The sequence below is a fragment of the Microbacterium sp. MEJ108Y genome, assembly GCF_000834175.1.
GTDB classification, from domain to species: domain Bacteria; phylum Actinomycetota; class Actinomycetes; order Actinomycetales; family Microbacteriaceae; genus Microbacterium; species Microbacterium forte.
The window spans coordinates 92,353-108,962 of record NZ_JXQX01000022.1 but is presented as its reverse complement, the minus strand read 5'-3'; the positions used below and the strand labels follow the sequence as shown (position 1 = coordinate 108,962).

At 67.9% G+C, this 16,610-nt stretch carries 16 protein-coding genes; 8 read left to right on the top strand and 8 right to left on the bottom strand.

Annotated elements, in window-relative coordinates:
• Positions 1 to 43 precede the first annotated feature (43 nt).
• The 3 genes from RU09_RS11640 to RU09_RS11635 form a co-directional block, all read right to left on the bottom strand.
• Positions 44 to 1,621: an MFS transporter gene (locus RU09_RS11640; protein WP_082041109.1), complete on the bottom strand. Its 1,578-nt coding sequence runs from the start codon at positions 1,619 to 1,621 to the stop codon at positions 44 to 46.
• A gap of 100 nt (positions 1,622 to 1,721) precedes the next feature.
• A complete protein-coding gene (locus RU09_RS18295; RefSeq protein WP_079112043.1) occupies positions 1,722 to 1,895 on the bottom strand; it encodes a CsbD family protein in 174 nt (57 codons plus the stop codon).
• Positions 1,896 to 1,951: 56 nt separating this feature from the next.
• Positions 1,952 to 2,200, bottom strand: a complete 249-nt coding sequence (locus RU09_RS11635; RefSeq protein WP_042540724.1) for a hypothetical protein — start codon at positions 2,198 to 2,200, stop codon at positions 1,952 to 1,954.
• A 90-nt stretch (positions 2,201 to 2,290) separates the two neighbouring features.
• Here RU09_RS11635 and RU09_RS11630 point away from each other — a divergent pair, with 90 nt between their 5' ends.
• Positions 2,291 to 3,904: an SDR family oxidoreductase gene (locus tag RU09_RS11630; RefSeq protein ID WP_042540723.1), complete on the top strand. Its 1,614-nt coding sequence runs from the start codon at positions 2,291 to 2,293 to the stop codon at positions 3,902 to 3,904.
• A 312-nt stretch (positions 3,905 to 4,216) separates the two neighbouring features.
• Here RU09_RS11630 and RU09_RS11625 read toward each other — a convergent pair whose 3' ends face one another.
• A complete protein-coding gene (locus RU09_RS11625; protein WP_042540722.1) occupies positions 4,217 to 6,193 on the bottom strand; it encodes a BCCT family transporter in 1,977 nt (658 codons plus the stop codon).
• A 185-nt stretch (positions 6,194 to 6,378) separates the two neighbouring features.
• Here RU09_RS11625 and RU09_RS11620 point away from each other — a divergent pair, with 185 nt between their 5' ends.
• Positions 6,379 to 7,536: a Fic family protein gene (locus RU09_RS11620; RefSeq protein WP_231567523.1), complete on the top strand. Its 1,158-nt coding sequence runs from the start codon at positions 6,379 to 6,381 to the stop codon at positions 7,534 to 7,536.
• Positions 7,537 to 7,638: 102 nt separating this feature from the next.
• Here RU09_RS11620 and RU09_RS11615 read toward each other — a convergent pair whose 3' ends face one another.
• Together RU09_RS11615 and RU09_RS11610 are read right to left on the bottom strand one after the other, a co-directional pair.
• Complete coding sequence (locus RU09_RS11615) at positions 7,639 to 9,330, bottom strand: ABC1 kinase family protein (RefSeq protein WP_042540720.1); 1,692 nt, start codon at positions 9,328 to 9,330, stop codon at positions 7,639 to 7,641.
• Between the two features lie 24 nt (positions 9,331 to 9,354).
• Positions 9,355 to 9,942, bottom strand: a complete 588-nt coding sequence (locus RU09_RS11610) for a PadR family transcriptional regulator (RefSeq protein WP_042540719.1) — start codon at positions 9,940 to 9,942, stop codon at positions 9,355 to 9,357.
• 242 nt (positions 9,943 to 10,184) lie between these two features.
• Here RU09_RS11610 and RU09_RS11605 point away from each other — a divergent pair, with 242 nt between their 5' ends.
• Positions 10,185 to 11,714, top strand: coding sequence for a glycosyltransferase family 2 protein (locus RU09_RS11605; protein WP_197066016.1), 1,530 nt, complete (start codon positions 10,185 to 10,187; stop codon positions 11,712 to 11,714).
• A 3-nt stretch (positions 11,715 to 11,717) separates the two neighbouring features.
• On the opposite strand, the gene map is transcribed toward RU09_RS11605, so the two are convergent.
• Positions 11,718 to 12,506: a type I methionyl aminopeptidase gene (gene map / locus RU09_RS11600; protein ID WP_042540751.1), complete on the bottom strand. Its 789-nt coding sequence runs from the start codon at positions 12,504 to 12,506 to the stop codon at positions 11,718 to 11,720.
• Between the two features lie 79 nt (positions 12,507 to 12,585).
• Between map and RU09_RS11595 the strand changes: the two genes are divergently transcribed.
• A complete protein-coding gene (locus tag RU09_RS11595; protein ID WP_042540750.1) occupies positions 12,586 to 12,864 on the top strand; it encodes a helix-turn-helix domain-containing protein in 279 nt (92 codons plus the stop codon).
• Between the two features lies 1 nt (position 12,865).
• Positions 12,866 to 13,624 (top strand): SDR family NAD(P)-dependent oxidoreductase, encoded by a 759-nt coding sequence (locus tag RU09_RS11590; RefSeq protein WP_197066014.1) that lies wholly within the window; start codon positions 12,866 to 12,868, stop codon positions 13,622 to 13,624.
• Positions 13,625 to 13,850: 226 nt separating this feature from the next.
• Here RU09_RS11590 and RU09_RS11585 read toward each other — a convergent pair whose 3' ends face one another.
• Positions 13,851 to 14,156, bottom strand: a complete 306-nt coding sequence (locus RU09_RS11585) for an ArsR/SmtB family transcription factor (protein ID WP_042540718.1) — start codon at positions 14,154 to 14,156, stop codon at positions 13,851 to 13,853.
• A gap of 99 nt (positions 14,157 to 14,255) precedes the next feature.
• On the opposite strand from RU09_RS11585, the gene RU09_RS11580 reads away from it, so the two are divergent.
• From RU09_RS11580 to RU09_RS11570, 3 genes are all read left to right on the top strand, one after another.
• Positions 14,256 to 15,473 carry an MFS transporter gene (locus RU09_RS11580; protein WP_042540717.1) on the top strand — a complete coding sequence of 406 codons (1,218 nt, stop codon included), beginning with the start codon at positions 14,256 to 14,258 and terminating at the stop codon, positions 15,471 to 15,473.
• Between the two features lie 389 nt (positions 15,474 to 15,862).
• On the top strand, positions 15,863 to 16,351 hold the full coding sequence (locus tag RU09_RS11575; RefSeq protein ID WP_042540716.1) for a DUF2975 domain-containing protein: 489 nt from the start codon (positions 15,863 to 15,865) through the stop codon (positions 16,349 to 16,351).
• Complete coding sequence (locus RU09_RS11570; protein WP_042540715.1) at positions 16,351 to 16,554, top strand: helix-turn-helix domain-containing protein; 204 nt, start codon at positions 16,351 to 16,353, stop codon at positions 16,552 to 16,554. Before RU09_RS11575 ends, RU09_RS11570 begins: the two co-directional genes overlap by 1 nt.
• The last annotated feature ends 56 nt before the right edge of the window (positions 16,555 to 16,610 follow it).

Genomic DNA, 16,610 nt, shown 5'->3' with positions numbered 1-16,610 from the left:
TCGGGGGGCCGGCCGAGGATCGGCCGGCCCCCCGACGGTCCGATCAGGCCCTGTCGACGTCGCCCTTCGCCTGAGCGTCCGTCTCTCCCTCGGCATCCGCTGCGACCGCCACCCGCTCGGGGAAGAGCTCATCGAGATCGAGGTCGGGATTCTCCTCCTGCGTCTCGACCAGCTCGACGGCCTCCTCGATCGTCTGCACGCTCGGCATCGCGCCGGGCAGCGGTCGGCGCGCCGACTCCTTGAGCACGATCACGGCGATGAAGCCGGCGACCGATGTGCCGATCACGTAGAAGGCCGGTGCCAGCGACGAGCCGGTGAGCTGCACGAGCGCCTCCATCACCACGGGCGCGGTGCCTGCGAAGAGCGCGACGGCGAGGTTGTACGAGATGCCCATGCCGCCGTAGCGCGACGACGTGGGGAAGAGCGCGGGCAGCGACGACGCGAGGTTCGCCACGTAGAACGTCACCGGGAAGGCCAGCAGCACGAGCCCGAGCAGCGTCGACCAGATCTCGCCGTGCATCATGAACAGGAACGACGGCACCGCGAGCACGATCGCCGAGATCGAGCCGATGAACAGCACCCTCTTGCGCCCGATGCGGTCGGACAGCTTGCCGGTGAGCGGGATGCAGAGCGCCATCGCCACGAGCACGGGCAGGGTGAGCAGAGTGCCGTGCACCTCGTCGTAGCCCAGAGTGCCGGTGAGGTAGGTCGGCATGTACGAGGTGAGCGCGTACCCGACGGTGTTGGCGGCGGCCACGAGCACGAACGCCGTGAGCAGCTCGCGCCAGTACGCGCGGATCAGCGCGATGACGCCCTTCGGCGCATCCGGCGAGCCCTGAGCGTCGTCAGCCGCGCGCTTCGCCGCGTCCTGCGCCTCCTGGAACGCCGGGGTGTCTTCGATCTTGAGACGGAAGTAGATGGCGATGAGTCCGAGCGGCAGCGCGACGAGGAACGGGATGCGCCAGGCGAAGCCCTGCATCGTCTCCGCCGAGAGCGTCAGCTGCAGGATCGACACGAACGCGGCACCGATCGCGAAGCCCATGTACGACCCGAGGTCGAGCAGCGACGCATAGAAGCCGCGACTCTTGTCGGGTGCGTACTCGGTGATGAACGTCGTGGCACCGGCATACTCTCCACCGGTCGAGAAGCCCTGTGCGAGCTTGAGCACGATGAGCAGGATCGGCGCCCAGATGCCGATCACCGAGAAGTCGGGCAGCACGCCGATGAGGAACGTCGCCGCCGCCATCATGATCAGAGTGAAGGCCAGCACGCGCTGGCGGCCGAGACGATCACCGAGCTGGCCGAGCACGACGCCGCCGAGCGGACGGGCGACGAAGGTCACGGCGAACACGCCGAGTGAGAACAGCGACTGCGCTCCGGCGGACGCATCCGGCAGGAACGCGCGTCCGATGATCACGGCGAGATAGCCGTAGACGCCGATGTCGTACCACTCCATGAGGTTGCCGACCACGGTGCCGGCGACGGCGCGGCGCAGCATCGGGCGGTCGACCACGGTGACATCGTCGACCGTGAGTCGTCGCGGTTCGTCCGTCACCGGCCGCAGGCGACGGATCAGTCGCTGCCACAGGCTCAGGGGGGTGCTCTTCAGGGGATCGGACATCGTGCCATCTTCCTTCTCTTGCGGCATCCGCGTCGTACGACAGGCCGCACACAAGGCGGGGAGGCGGCATACGCCGCCTCCCCGCTCTGTGTCACTGTCGTCAGTTGTTGAAAGCGTCCTTGACGTTCTCGCCAGCCTGCTTGACGTTGGCCTTCGCCTGGTCGGCGCGGCCCTCCGCCTCGAGCTTCTCGTTGTCGGTCACCTTGCCTACGGCTTCCTTCGCCTTGCCGGCGAGGTCCTGCGCGGTGTTCTTGATCTTGTCATCGAGTCCCATGGGGGATCCTTTCTCTTACCAGCGGTGGTCTGCAGTCGGGGTGCTGTGATGTCGTCTCACAGGGGGATGTCGAGCGCGGAGGCCGCCAGCGGCAGGGTTGCCGCGGCGATCACCGCGATGAGGCCGGCGACTCCGGCAGACTTCCAGAGGGGCGGTCGCGCAGGGGCCACCGGGACGCGTCGGATCCCCGTCGAACGGCCGACGGCCGCGCGGGCCGAGAGCGGAGCGACGTCGACGGAGTCGATCGGAACGAGACGGCGCGATCGGAGATCGCGGCGTGTGCGGTACTGCGTTGCTGTCGACATGGTTCCCCTTCCTCGGTGAAAAGATTACTAGGTGAACTAGTGATTCGCCAGCCTAGTGAAAACTTCAGGATTCGCGCCTACGCTCGAGTCATGACCGAGCTCACGCAGCCCACCGGGCACGAAGAAGCCCTGCGCGCCCTCCCCCGCGACGACGGATCGGCACCTCGCGCGCTGGTGCTCGGTGCCACCGGATACATCGGCGGGCGGCTGACCCCGCGACTGCTGAACGCCGGATATCGGGTGCGCGCACTGGCCCGTGACGCCGCGCGTGCGGCATCCTTCCCCTGGGGTCCCGACTGCGAGATCGTCGAGGGCTCGGCCGATGACGCCGAAGCCGTCGCCGAGGCCATGACGGATGTCGACGTGGTCTACTACCTGATCCACTCGATGACCGCGGGCAAGGGGTTCGAAGAGAGCGACGAACGAGCGGCCACCACGGTGGCGGATGCCGCGGCCAAGGCCGGAGTGCGCCGGATCGTGTACCTCGGCGGACTGCATCCCGAGGACGCGAAGCTGTCGCCGCACCTCCGCTCCCGCGTGAGGGTGGGCGAGATCTTCCTCGAGTCGGGTGTGCCCACGCTCGTGCTGCAGGCGGGCGTCGTGATCGGCTCGGGGTCTGCATCGTTCGAGATGATCCGCCACCTCACCGATGTGCTGCCCTACATGCCGGCGCCGAAGTGGGTGCGCAACCGCATCCAGCCGATCGCCGTGCGCGACGTGCTGCACTACCTGTTGGGCGCTGCCCGCGTCGACGACGACGTGAACCGCCCGGTCGACATCGGCGGACCCGACGTGCTGCGATACGGCCAGATGATGAACGGATACGCGCTCGAAGCCGGACTCCGTCAGCGTGCGATCGCCGCGCTGCCGGTGCTGACCCCCGGTCTCGCGTCGCACTGGGTCAATCTCGTGACTCCGGTTCCGCGGTCGATCGCCCGCCCGCTCGTCGCGTCGTTGCAGAACGAGTGCATCGTGAAGGATCACGCGATCGACGACCTCATTCCGCAGCCGGACGGCGGGCTGACCCCGTATCGCACGGCGGTCTCGCTCGCGCTGGGTCGCGACGCCGCGGACACCATCGAGACGAGCTGGAAGGATGCCGAGGTCTCGGGCGCCCCGAGCGATCCGCTGCCGAGCGACCCCGACTGGGCCGGTCGCACGGTGTTCACCGACACGCGCAAGCTGCGCACCGACGCACCGGTCGACGGCCTGTGGCGCGTGATCATCGGCATCGGCGGCTCGAACGGCTGGTACTCGTCGAAGTTCCTGTGGGCCGTGCGCGGGTGGATGGACCGCCTCGTCGGCGGGGTGGGCCTTCGCCGTGGGCGCCGCAGCAAGGCCGAGGCGCGGGTCGGCGACGCCATCGACTTCTGGCGCGTCGAGGCCGTCGAAGAGCCCGGCCGCAAGACCGACTCCTCCCCCGCGAGCGGCGGACTGCTGCGCCTGCGCGCCGAGATGAAGGTTCCTGGCGATGCGTGGCTCGAACTGCGCGCGCTGCCCGATGGCGACGGGTCGCGCTACGAGCAGCGCGCCGTGTTCTTCCCCCGAGGGCTCGCCGGTCGGCTGTACTGGCTCGGCGTGCTGCCGTTCCACGGCTTCATCTTCGCGGGCATGGCGGCGAAGATCACCGCCGCCGCGGCCGTGCCGGTCGAGACCGTCGCACCCGGTGAGGCGGACTCTGCCGAGACGCCGGCCGTGGCCTGACACCCCGGGCCGCGCGGGGGTTGGATGCTCGGCTGATCCCGTCGGCGGCGGCGTGGATGGTCAGTTTCGCATCCCTGGCGGCGCGGTTGGTCAATTTCGCACCCCTGGCGGCCGTTTCGGATGCTTGATTGACCCCGCACCGGTGCGAAGCCGCGTGCGCGGCACTTTCGCACCGCCGACGGCGTGGATGGTCAATCTCGCACCCTCGGCGGCGTGGGTGGCCAATTTCGCACCGGAAACACCCGTTTCGAATGCGTGATTGACCCCGCACCGAGGCCGATCCCGCGTGCGGGGCCGGTATCGCACCCGAAGTCAGGACGGGCGCTCGGCGAGGCCCGCAGGGTCGGCACCCGCATCCGCATCCGCATCCGCATCCGCATCCGCATCCGTGGAGCTGGCGGCGTCGGCGGGGATGATGTCGATCGCCTCGGTGGCCGTCGCGTAGACCTCGGCCAGGCTGTCGTCGACGTCGGCCTCGTCGATCCAGGCGAGGTCGTCTCCCGAGTGGTCGTACTCGACCGGCACGAGGGCGAAGTCGTCGCCGTACTCCTCGAGACCGGCCATGACGCTGTGGCGCACGGCCATGCGGGCATAGCGCTCGCGCAGGATCATCGGGTCGCGCCGCAGGTCCTTCATGAACGCGACCATCATGAACGCCATGATCACCGCGAACGGCAGAGCGGCGATGATCGTGACGTTCTGCAGCGATTTCAGACCGCTGCCCTCTTCGCCGGTGACGAGCAGCACCGCGGCGATCACGCCGACCAGGACTCCCCACACCACGGCGACCCAGCGAGACGGCTCGGGGCGGCCCTGCTGCGAGAGCGTGCCCATCACGAGTGAGGCCGAATCGGCTCCGGTGATGAAGAAGATCGAGATGAGCAGGATCAGGACGATGCTGGTGATCAGCGGGAACGGCAGGTTCTCGAGCACGCCGAAGAGCACTTCCTCCGGCGGATCGACCGAGAGGTTCGCGCCGTTCATCTGCTGCTGGATCGCCGTCGTGCCGAAGATCGCGAACCACACGAGCGAGATCACGGCGGGCACGACGATGACGACCGAGACGAACTGGCGCAGCGTGCGGCCGCGCGAGATCTTGGCGATGAACATGCCGACGAACGGCGACCACGAGATCCACCACGCCCAGTAGAAGATCGTCCAGCTCGACAGGAACATCTGCGCCTCATCGCCCTGCGATGCCGAGCGGGCGACCATCTCGGGCAGGTCGCCGAGGAACTGCACGGCGACGGAGGGGATGACGTTGAGGATGAGCAGCGTCGGACCGACGAAGAACACGAAGAAGGCGAGCAGCAGCGCGACGACCGCGTTGATGTTGGAGAGCGCGCGGATGCCCTTCGATACGCCCGATACGGCAGATGCGATGAAGCAGGCCGTGAGCACGGCGATCGCGGCGATGAGCACGCCGTTGCCGAGCTCGCCGATGCCGCTCACGATCTCGACGCCGTGGCCGATCTGCAGTGCGCCGAGGCCGAGTGATGCGGCGGTGCCGAACAGCGTGACGATGATCGAGAAGATGTCGATCGTGCGGCCGAGCGGGCCCGTGGTGCGGCCCTCACCCAGCAGCGGGGCGAAGATCGACGAGATCAACGGGGTGCGGCCGCGGCGGAACGCGCCGTAGGCGATCGCGCCACCGACGAGCGCGTAGAACGCCCACGCCTGCGGACCCCAGTGGTAGAGCACCTGGGCCTGCGCGGTGTGCATGGCCTCGAGAGTGTCGGCCTCGACGGTGCCGGGCGGCGGGTTCTCGAAGAAGGTGAGCGGCTCGGCGGCGCCCCAGAAGACGAGCCCGATGCCCATGCCGGCGGCGAAGAGCATCGAGATCCACGAGAACATCGAGAACTCGGGCTCTTCGTCGTCACGGCCGAGGGGGATGCGTCCGTAGCGGCTGAAGCCGATGAACAGCATGAAGACGAGGATGACCGTGGCGATCGTCGTGAAGAAGAAGCCGAAGTACTCGACGACCCATGCGAGCACGGTGGACGTCGTGCCCGAGAGGTTGTCGCCCGCGAAGACTCCCCATGCGATGAAGGCGACTGTCAGCGCGACGGCGATGCCGAAGACGAGCGGATCGGTGCGATAGGTGCGCCCGGTCTCTTCGACCGAGACCCCTGGCACGAGCGCGGGGTGCACGCCGCGCGGCGGCACGGCCGCGATGTCGCGGACGATCTTCTGGGCGGCTTCCGTGGCCTTCGCAGCCTGTCGGACTGCGGCGGTGTTGGTCTTCGGAGCGTCGGTCCGTGAGGTGGGGGTGTCGTCCGGAGTGTCCATGGGAACCAATTCTCCCATGCCGGCATTCTGCGGCCGGATCGAATGCCGTGCCGAGGACAGGCTCCGATCACAGCAGACCTAGCTAACACGAAAGGAACATTCCCGCACTTCAAATGTGCTTCATGACGCCATAGAGTTACATTGTGGACCTTCGAATGTTCCAAAACTCAGCCACGGGATCACTCGTGCCGATCGACGGCCACGACCCCCAGCTCGGGCCCTGGGCCCACAAAGCGTTCGTGCCGGTGCCCCTCGCGAGCGAAATGCCCGATCTGACCACTGCAACATTTTTGGCCGTGTCCGATGCCCGCGCGGCATTGGCCGCACTCGACAGTACCTCCCGGCAACTACCAAACCCTCAGCTGCTCCGGCTGCCCACGTTGCGAAGAGAGGCACAGAGCACTTCCGCGCTCGAGGGGACGTACGCTCCTCTGGCTGCCGTTCTCACAGCCGACGAGAACAACGCCTCCACCGCCGAACTCGTCGAGGTCCTGAACTACGTTCGAATGGCCAACCTGGGGTTCGACAAGATCGCGCGAGGGCAGACGATCTCCGTTTCGTTGCTCAGCGAGCTACAGGGAGTCCTGATGAGGGGCACGCCCTTGCATGCCGTATCGGGGCGGGTAAGAGACAACCAGGTCGTTATCGGCAGACGTCCCGATGCCGACGTGCTCGGGTTTCCCGCGCATGCGGCCCGATTCATCCCGTCGCCCCCCGGCCTCCAGCTGGAGGCGAACCTGCGCGATCTCGCCGATTGGATGCAGCGGCCTCACGGCGGTCACATCGATCCAGTCGTTGCAGCTGCGATGTCTCACTACCAGTTCGAGACTCTCCATCCCTTCCGCGACGGCAACGGCAGACTGGGACGGTTCCTCATCGTGTTGCATCTCCAGCTCAGTGGAGTGCTCGAGGAACCCACGCTCACGGTGTCACCTTGGTTTGAGTCGCGCCGCCAGGACTACTACGACATGCTTTTCGGAGTCAGCGCCGACGGAGACTGGGATAGTTTCGTACGCTTTTTCGCACGCGGTCTGCAAGCCGCGGCGGATCAGACCCGTCGCCAAATGGTCGCGCTAGTGGCAGTACAGACGGAACTGAAAGAACTCGTGAGAGCCTCCACCCTTCGAGCAGACTCCGCCCACGCGCTGGTCGATCTTGCCGTAGCCAATCCATCCTTCACCGTGCGAAAGGTGGAGTCAGATCTGAACCTGTCGTACACGCGGGCGAACAAGCTTGTCGGTCAACTCGTCGATCTGCGCATCCTCCGCCAAGTACCCGGTGACACCTATGATCGACGATTCTTTGCTCCGAGAGTGCTCGGAACTCTCACGGATGACACGTGACGGTTCGGTCGGCGCGTGCGGGCGAACCTCACGCGGACGAGGCGCGCGCGAACAGCCGCATCTCGATTGAGAGGTGGTATTGCCGGGTGCCGCGAGCAGACGTCAGCGCGGCTGGCGGCGACCGCCGAAGACCGAGTGCAGCAGGGGCAGTGCCGAGACGCAGATGAGCGTGATGCCGAGCGGCGGGATCGAGGGCACCAGCAGCGCGCCGCCGACGAGCATCGCGGCGAAGAGCACCCCCGAGCCGATGCGGCGCGCGATGCCTTCGAGTCGGTCGAGGCGGCGTTCGAGGGCCGAGGTGTCGAACGTGACGTTGCCGTCGTCGACGCGGGTGATGATCGCGTCGATGCGCTTGGGCAGGCGGTATGTGACGGCGGCGGTCTCCATGGCCTGCTGAGCCATGTCCTGCATGAGGTTGCCGGATTCGTCGCGCAGCAGCCGTGCGGCGTAGGGCTCGGCGGCATCCCACACGTTGAACGAGGGATCGAGGCTCGAGCACATGCCCGAGGTCAGCGACACCGCGCGGATCAGCAGCAGCATGTTCTCGGGCAGCTGCAACGGCAGCGAGCGCACCATGTCGCCGAACTCATCGGCGAAGTCCGTGAACTCACGGGGGTCGACCTTGCTCAGCTCGGCGAAGCCCATGCCGCCGAAGCGGGCGAACAGCGCACGGAGCGCCCGTTCGAGCTCGGCGGTGTCGGCCGACGGCAGCAGCACGCCGATCTCCTGCGCCGCGGTGACGAGCCCGCGGCTGTCGCGACCGGCGACCGCGATCAGCAGCGTGCGCAGGCCGTCGCGAAGGTTGTCCGGCACCTCGGCCATCATGCCGAAATCGATGAAGGTCAGGCGGAAGTTCCTGCCGGTGGCGGATGCCGGCTCCGGCGTCACGAAGATGTTGCCGGGGTGCGGGTCGGCGTGCACGAAGCTGTGCGTGAACACCTGATCGAACATGACCTCCGCGAACACGTCGGCGACCTCCGACGGATCGATGCCCGCCGCACGCAGAGCATCGGTGTCGTTGATCTTGATCGCCGTGACGTCGGACAGCGTGAGCACGCGGCGCGTCGACCGCTCCCAGACGATCTCGGGGGCGTCGACGCGAGCATCCCCGGCGAAGTTCTCCCGGAACCGCTCGGCGCTCGCGGCCTCGTGCAGGTAGTCGATCTCCTCGAGGCTGGTCTGGGCGAACTCCTCGACGAGGCCGGGGGCGTCGACGCGGTCGCTGACGAGCCTGACGCGCATCGCCCAGCGAGCGACGCGGCGCAGCGCCGCGAGGTCGACCGCGACGATCTCGTCGATGCCCGGACGCTGCACCTTGACGACGACGTTCGCGAGTCCGGTGTCGACGGAATCCTGCGCCGACAGGCGGGCTCGGTGCGCCTGGCCCAGGGATGCCGCGGCCACCGGATTCTCGTCGAACCAGGCATACGCCTGCTCCAGCGGCATGCCGAGTTCGGCCTCGGCGGCCGCGCGGATGCCGGTGAACGGCACCGCCGGAACCTCGTCCTGCAGGCCCTCGAGCTCTTTCGTGATCTCAGGGGGCAGCACGTCGAGGCGCGACGACATGAACTGCCCGACCTTGATCATGAGTCCGCCGAGCTCGACCGCGAGCACGTGGAACCGCTTCGCGAAGCGCTGCATGCGCGGGGCGCGGGTGCGCTCGGCGATCGAGCTCATGCCGAAGCGCGGCAGCACGAGCTCGAACCACCAGACCTTGATGAACTCGCGCGCCGCGAACGACAGGATGCGGCGGTACCGGGCACGGTGGGCGCCCTGCGCCGCAGCATCCGTCATGTGTCGTCCCTGGGTCGTGTGCGATCAGTCCTGAGCGAGGATCGAGTACAGCCTACGGCGGGCCTCATCGAGGATCTCGACCGCCTGCTGCACCTGCTCGGTACTGCCGCTGCGACCGACCGCTGCGGCGGCGGCCGCGAGGTCGACACCGGCCTTCGGCAGTGCGCTGTAGCGGGGGTTGTCGTGCGAGCCCTCGCCCTTCGACTGCGACTCCCACGGGGCAGGGGTCTCGGTGTGCTCGGCGGCGACGGCACGGCCGGCCTCGGTGAGCGAGTAGGTCTTGCGACCGTTCTGCTCATCGGCCTCGATGAGGCCCTCGTCGGCGAGCAGCTGCAGCGTGGGGTAGACCGAGCCTGCGCTGGGCTTCCACGAACCGCCGCTGCGATCGGCGATCTCGTTGATGATCTGGTAGCCGTGCATCGGCTTCTCGGCGAGCAGCGACAGCACCGCGGTGCGGACGTCTCCCTTCGCCATGCGCGAGCCGCCGCTGGGGCGCTGCTCGAACGTCTTGCGGAGCTGGTCCATGGCATCGAAGATCGCGGATGCGGGTCCGCCGGGGCCCGAGCCGAAGCCGGATCCGCCGAACGGGTTCGAGGGGAATGCGTTGTTCATGATGACCTCCCGGAAGTGGTGAGCGATAGTCAACGATATATCGTTAAGGCTGAGTGTCGGGTGGGAATTCGGCATCCTCGAGAAACTTCGGCAGATGTGCGCAGCTCACACCCAGGGGCGCTGACGCGCACTGCACGCACGGGCTCCTGAAAGCAAGCCCCCTGCGCTCCACAGCCGACGATGTTTCACTGATGTCGATGTCGAATTCTGCTGCCGTTTCCCCTGCGTCCACTTCCATCCGGGTGAGCGTGGTCGTCCCTGTGTTCCGACCGGGAGCGGCATTCGACGAACTCATCGACTCCCTCGACCGACAGACGCTCGATCACGACCGGTTCGAGGTGCTGCTGTGCGACGACGGCTCGGGCGAGGAGACGGCCGCGCGATTGGTCGAGATCGCGCGCGATCGCGACTACGTGCGCGTGGCGTACCTTGCGCATTCGGGGTGGCCGGGAACCCCGCGCAACCACGGCATCGACGATGCACGCGGCACGTACATCCAGTTCGTCGATCAGGACGACTGGCTCTACGACGGCGCCCTCGAAGCCCTCTGCGACTATGCCGACCAGCACTCCTCCGATGTCGTGGTGGGCAAGGAGGTCGGCATCGGCCGCCGGCTGCCGAGCCGGATCTTCCGGAAGGACGTGCCCCGGGCGCGCCTCGGCGAGGATCCGCTGCTCGAGATGCTGACGCCGCACAAGATGTTCCGCACCTCGTTCCTGCGCGAGAACCGCATCCGCTTCCCCGACGGCAAGGTGCGGCTCGAGGATCACCTGTTCGTGATGCGGGCATACTTCGAGGCGTCGACGATCTCGATCCTCGCGAGCCAGCCCTGCTACGCGTGGGTCAAGCATGCGGGCAGCGCGAGCTCGTCGCGCATCGAGCCGGAGACGTACTTCCCTCATCTCGAGGCCGTTCTCGACCTGGTCGAGCGCTACACCGAGCCCGGGCGACTGCGCGACAGGCTGCTGCGTCACTGGTTCCGCGGAAAGATCCTGAAGCGACTGACCGGCAAGAAGTTCCTCGGCTACCCGGATGAGTATCGCGATCGTCTGATCGACGTGGTCGGGCCTCTCGCGAAGCGCCGATTCGGACCGGGCGTCGACGGCGGCCTGTCGTTCCCGAACCGCATCCGGGCAGGGCTGCTGCGCGCCGATCGGCGGGCCGACCTGGTGAGCTTCGCGCGGTTCGAGATGGAGATGAAATGCCGCGCGGTCGTGACGTCGGCCCGGTGGTCGCGGGGTGGCGGCCTGTATCTGACGTTCGACGTCTCGGTCACCCGCGATGGACAGGAAGCCCTCGTGTTCGAACACGGCACGGGGCGTCTGACCTCGTTGCCGGTGTCGATGGACGGCCTGCCGACCGCTCTGCTCGAAGCAGGGCGCGAGCTGCAGAACGATCAGGTCGAGCTGGTGCTGCGCGACAAGGCCGCAGGGGTCGAGCGTCGCATCGCCTCCGTGCATCCGCGCAGCCTCGGTGCGATCTCGGTCGCGATCGATCCGCTGAAGGTGTTCGGGCCTGCCGACGAGTCACGCGGCGCGAAGCTGTTCGTGACGGTCAGGCGGGCGGGGTGGACATTCGACGTGGCCCTCACCGCGGATGCCGAGACCCTCGCGGCCGCGGGGCACTCGCCGCTGCTCGCGGGTCGCACGTGCACGCCGGTCGTCGGGCGTGGCGGTTCTGTCGAGCTGCGCCGGCAGTGGCCCGGTGGGCGGCTCAAGGACCTGGCCGGCCGTGCGGTGCGCCGCGTGCGGAGCGGGTCGCGCAAGAAGTGACGCTCAGCGCGGGAGCGTGAGGATCTCGGCTCCGGTCTCGGTGATCGCGATCGTGTGCTCGGTGTGGGCCGTGCGGCAGCCGGTGGCGCTGCGGAGGGTCCAGCCGTCGGCGTCGGTCACCAGCACGTCGGTGTCGGCCATGACCCACGGTTCGAGCGCGAGCAGCAGACCAGGGCGCAGCATGTAGCCACGACCGGGGCGCCCGTCGTTCGCGACGTGCGGGTCCTGGTGCATCGTCGAGCCGATGCCATGGCCCCCGAACTCGAGGTTGATCGGGTAGCCGGCATCGCTGAGCACCGTGCCGATCGCGTGCGAGAGGTCGCCGATGCGGGCACCGGGGCGGGCGACGGCGATGGCCGCGGCGAGCGCCCGTTCGGTCGCGTCGATCATCGCCAGATCGGCGGATGCGGCATCGTCGGTGGATCCGACACTGTCGCCGACCACGAAGCTGATGGCGGCATCCGCCGAGATCCCGTGCAGAGTGACCGCGAGATCGAGGGTGAGCAGGTCGCCGTCCGCGAGCGCGTAGTCGTGCGGCATCCCGTGCAGCACCGCGTCGTTCACCGCAGTGCAGACGTAGTGTCCGAAGGGCCCGCGGCCGAACGACGGGGCGTAGTCGACGTAGCAGGACACTGCGCCGGCATCCTCGATCATCTGCTTCGTCCAGCGGTCGAGATCGAGCAGGTTCACGCCGACCGTCGTGCGCTGCTTCAGCGACTGCAGGATGCTGCCGACGAGCGCGCCGGCATCCCTCGCCCGGGCGAGCTGGTCGTCGTTGAGGATCTCGATCATCGTGGTCTCCGCATTCGGCATCGTGGTCATTCCAATAACTATCCCGGTAATACTATCCCGGTATTAGAATGGGCACATGATGGTTCGCTTGCCACTGACTCCCGCCGAGGTCGAACGCGGAGAGCGTCTCGGCGCCCTGCTGCGGCGAGCGCGCGGCGAGCGGTCGATGCTGAGCGTCGCCCTCGACGCGGGTGTCTCACCCGAGACTCTGCGCAAGATCGAGTCGGGTCGGGTCGCGACTCCCGCCTTCTCGACCATCGCGGCGATCGCCGGTGTGCTGCACCTCTCGCTCGATTCGGTCTGGGCCGAGATCGAGCCGCCGGTGCGCGCGATCGGTCGCGCGCAGGTCGCGTCCTGAGATGGCGAATGCGCTGATCACGGGCAGCTCGCGAGGCATCGGTCGCGCGGTCGCTCAGGCGTTCGCCCGCCGAGGCGACCGTGTCGTCGTGCACTACGGCCGCGATCGGGATGCCGCAGAAGAGACTCTCGCCTCACTCGAGGGATCGGGACACGCGGTCGTCGGCGGCGACCTCGGGGATCCGATCGAGGCGCAGCGCGTGGTCGAGGGGGCCGTCGCCGCCCTGGGTTCGCTCGACATCCTCGTGAACAACGCCGCGGTCGCGCCGAGCGCTGCCAACGCGCATCGCGTCGACTCGGCGTCGTATGCCGAGTGGCAGGCTGCCTGGTCTGCGATGGTGTCGGTCAACCTGCTCGGGGCGTCGAACGTGACCATGCTCGTCGCGCAGCACATGATCGAGCGCGGATCCGGCGGGGCGATCGTCAACGTCGGGTCACGCGGAGCGTTCCGCGGCGAGGCCGATCACCCCGCATACGCCGCGACGAAGGCGGGGCTGCAGGCGTTCGGCCAGTCGATGGCCCTCGTTCTCGCCCCACATGGCATCTCGGTGACCTCCGTCGCTCCCGGCATGGTGGCGACCGAGCGACAGTCGGCGAAGCTCGAGAGCGAGCAGGGCGACAGCATCCGCGGGCAGAGTCCGTTCGGTCGCGTCGGCACCCCCGAAGAGGTGGCGGATGCCGTCGCCTACCTCACGTCTTCCTCGGCGGTGTGGGCTTCGGGCACCGTGCTCGACCTCAACGGGGCGTCGTACTTCCGCTGAGCTCGCCGCTCCCTCGGCCCCGCACACCCTCGGGCTCTCACACCCTCGGGCACACACCCTCGGTCTCGCACACTCGGGCAGACACCCTCGGACTCGCACACCCTGGGGCTCGCACACCTTGGGGAGGAGATCTGTCCGCGGGGAGGAGACTTCGCGCGAATCTCTCCTCCCGAGGGGCAGATCTCCTCCCGAGCGGCGAGCTCGCTCCCCGCGCGCGGACCGGTGTTCAGGCCCGGAGAACGGACTCGAGCAGCCCAGGGAACAGCGCGTCGAGATCGTCGCGCCGCAGCGTCAGCAGCCGTCGCCGACCGTTGGCCTCATTGCGGATCACGCCCGCCTCGCGCAGCACCTTCATGAAGTGCGACTTGGTCGACTTGGGGAGGTTCGGATCGGTCGAGTGGCACGCGGCCATGTCGAGCGGGCCGTCGGCGAGCTGCCGCGCGATCGCCAGGCGCTCGGGGTCACTGAGCGCGAAGAGCACGTCGGTGAGCTGGATCTCGGAGCGATCCGGGTGCGGGAGTTCGCCTGGCATGGTTCGAGAATAGTTGAACAATCCGTGGAACGCGAGTACGCTCCGATAGTTCGATGATTCTCGAACTCAGGACTCGAGACCGACCCCGCGGGAGCACGCATGACCACCACGGCACCGATCACCACGACCCCGGGGCCAGCATCCGCCATCCGCCGCCCGCGGTTCGGATTCGCGCTGGCGATCGTGACGCAGATCGCGATGATGACCGGCGCGAGCGCTCCCTCGCCGTTCTATCCGGTGCTCGCCGCCGAGATCGGATTCGACGCGATCGTCATCAGCGCGGTCTTCGCCGTCTACGCAATCGCACTGCTGCTCGCGCTGCTCTCGGCCGGCTCCCTCTCCGATCACATCGGACGCCGTCCCGTCGCGATCGGCGGGCTCCTGCTGCTCGCCGGCAGCATGCTGCTCTTCTGGCACGCCGACTCGGTCGCGACTCTGATGCTCGCGCGCATCCTGCAAGGTGCCGCGAGCGGTGTGCTCATCGCAGCACTCTCGGCCGCTGCCCTGGATCTCGCACCCGGCGGACGCTCGAGGGTCGCCGCCCTCTGGAACGCCCTCAGCCCCGGAATCGGCCTGGCGCTCGGCGCGCTCGTCTCGGGCATCGCACTCGATGTGACCGGCCAACCGCTGCTCGACGTCTTCGCACCGCTCACCGTCATCTACCTCGCGCTCGCCGCATTGTTCTTCCTCGCACCCGAGACTGCACCGCTGCATCCTGGGGCGTGGGGGTCGCTGAGTTTCCGGCTGTCGGTGCCCGCCGGCATCCGCTCGGACTTCTGGCGGGGCGCACCGGCGATCATCGCCGGGTGGGCGACGGGCGGGCTCTTCCTCTCGCTCGGCGCCAACATCGTGCGCACCGAGCTCGGCGGCGACGCGCATGTCTGGCAGGGCCTCGCCGTCGCGATGCTGGCGGGCATCGGCGCGATCACCGCGTTCGTGTTCCGCAATCGCCGACCGCGCACCTCTGTGATCTTCGGCACCGCGGCTCTCGCGACCGGCACGGCACTGTCGCTCATCGCGCTCAGCGTCGAGTCGCTCCCCTTCTACCTCGCCGCGACGGCTGTGACCGGCATGGGCTTCGGCACCGCGTTCTCCGGAGTCGTCGCCTCACTCGCACCGCGCATCCCCGCCACCGACCGCGCCGACACTTTCGCCGTGATCTACCTTCTCGCGTACCTCGCGTTCGGCGTGCCGGCCGTCGTCGCCGGAACCCTGGTCGGCGTGTTCGAGCTCGGCGCGGTGTGCGTGGGATACGGGGTCGTGGTCATCGTGCTCGCGGTGGTGGCCCTCGTGCTGCGGGTACGCCGCGCGGAGTAGGCGGGCGCGGGGTTGGCGCGCGCGGGCCCTCACTTTTCGTGAGGCCGCATCGGGGTGCGCAGCGAGAGGACCCGCATCGGAGGACCCGCATCACAGAGTGCTCACCTCTTCGGGAGGAGAACTGCGCCTCAGGAGGAGACCTGCCCCAGGGAGGAGATCTGCTCCTGGGGAGGAGACTTCGCGCGAATCCCTTCTCCCGAAGGGCGGATCTCCTCCCGAGGGAGGAGAACCGCTCGGGAGGAGAACTGCGCCTCGGGAGGAGACTTCGCGCGAATGCCTCCTCCCGAAGGGCAGATCTCCTCCCGAAGCGCCACGTCCCGCATCCGCCGACTTCCCCTATCGAACGATTAACGATAGATTTCTGTTGTTGCTCGATGAGAGGAGGAGTCATGGGGAAGTCGACGATCGTGGTGTTGAAGGTCGTGATCGTGGTGGCGCTGATCGGATCCGTGGCGGTGCAGGCGCTCATCGTGCCGCTGCTGTGGATCGACCTCGCGGCCGAAGAGCTGTGGGGCCGGATCGCCTTCGTGTCGATCGTGGTTCTCGGCGTCGGCACCCTGCAGGTCTTCGGCATCTGCGTATGGATGCTGCTGACGAAAGTGCGCCGCGGATCGATCTTCTCGACCTCGTCGTTCCGCTACATCGACGTGATCATCGGAGCGATCCTCGTGGCCGCGGCACTCGCCTGGATCCTCGCGGTGATACTCGCACCGGGCTCGGCCGCGCCGGGCCTCGTGGCGCTCATCGGCGGCGCGGGCGTCGTGCTCGGCGGCATCGCCCTGCTGGTCGTCGTCATGAAGGCGCTGCTGCGGCAGGCCATCGAGCGCGACACCGAAGCACAGTCGCTGCGCTCGGAGCTCGACAACGAGGTGATCTGATGCCCGTCGTCGTCGATATCGACGTGATGATGGCGCGGCGCAAGATGGGTGTAGGCGAGCTGGCCGAGCGCATCGGCATCACCCCCACGAACCTCGCTGTGCTCAAGAACGGGCGCGCGAAGGCCGTGCGCTTCTCGACCCTCGACGCTCTGTGCGAGGTCTTGGAGTGTCAGCCGGGCGACATCCTGCGCTGGGAGGCGTGAGGGTCGGGAGGCCTGCGACGCGGATGCGACGCACGCGCAGCATCGGATGCCGGATG

Bases quoted from the DNA above. Each gene is read 5' to 3' on its own strand.
- RU09_RS11640 (WP_082041109.1), bottom strand. From the start codon at position 1,621: ATGTCCGATCCCCTGAAGAGCACCCCCCTGAGCCTGTGGCAGCGACTG.
- RU09_RS18295 (WP_079112043.1), bottom strand. From the start codon at position 1,895: ATGGGACTCGATGACAAGATCAAGAACACCGCGCAGGACCTCGCCGGC.
- RU09_RS11635 (WP_042540724.1), bottom strand. From the start codon at position 2,200: ATGTCGACAGCAACGCAGTACCGCACACGCCGCGATCTCCGATCGCGC.
- RU09_RS11630 (WP_042540723.1), top strand. From the start codon at position 2,291: ATGACCGAGCTCACGCAGCCCACCGGGCACGAAGAAGCCCTGCGCGCC.
- RU09_RS11625 (WP_042540722.1), bottom strand. From the start codon at position 6,193: ATGGACACTCCGGACGACACCCCCACCTCACGGACCGACGCTCCGAAG.
- RU09_RS11615 (WP_042540720.1), bottom strand. From the start codon at position 9,330: ATGACGGATGCTGCGGCGCAGGGCGCCCACCGTGCCCGGTACCGCCGC.
- RU09_RS11610 (WP_042540719.1), bottom strand. From the start codon at position 9,942: ATGAACAACGCATTCCCCTCGAACCCGTTCGGCGGATCCGGCTTCGGC.
- map (WP_042540751.1), bottom strand. From the start codon at position 12,506: ATGATCGAGATCCTCAACGACGACCAGCTCGCCCGGGCGAGGGATGCC.
- RU09_RS11595 (WP_042540750.1), top strand. From the start codon at position 12,586: ATGGTTCGCTTGCCACTGACTCCCGCCGAGGTCGAACGCGGAGAGCGT.
- RU09_RS11590 (WP_197066014.1), top strand. From the start codon at position 12,866: ATGGCGAATGCGCTGATCACGGGCAGCTCGCGAGGCATCGGTCGCGCG.
- RU09_RS11585 (WP_042540718.1), bottom strand. From the start codon at position 14,156: ATGCCAGGCGAACTCCCGCACCCGGATCGCTCCGAGATCCAGCTCACC.
- RU09_RS11580 (WP_042540717.1), top strand. From the start codon at position 14,256: ATGACCACCACGGCACCGATCACCACGACCCCGGGGCCAGCATCCGCC.
- RU09_RS11575 (WP_042540716.1), top strand. From the start codon at position 15,863: ATGGGGAAGTCGACGATCGTGGTGTTGAAGGTCGTGATCGTGGTGGCG.
- RU09_RS11570 (WP_042540715.1), top strand. From the start codon at position 16,351: ATGCCCGTCGTCGTCGATATCGACGTGATGATGGCGCGGCGCAAGATG.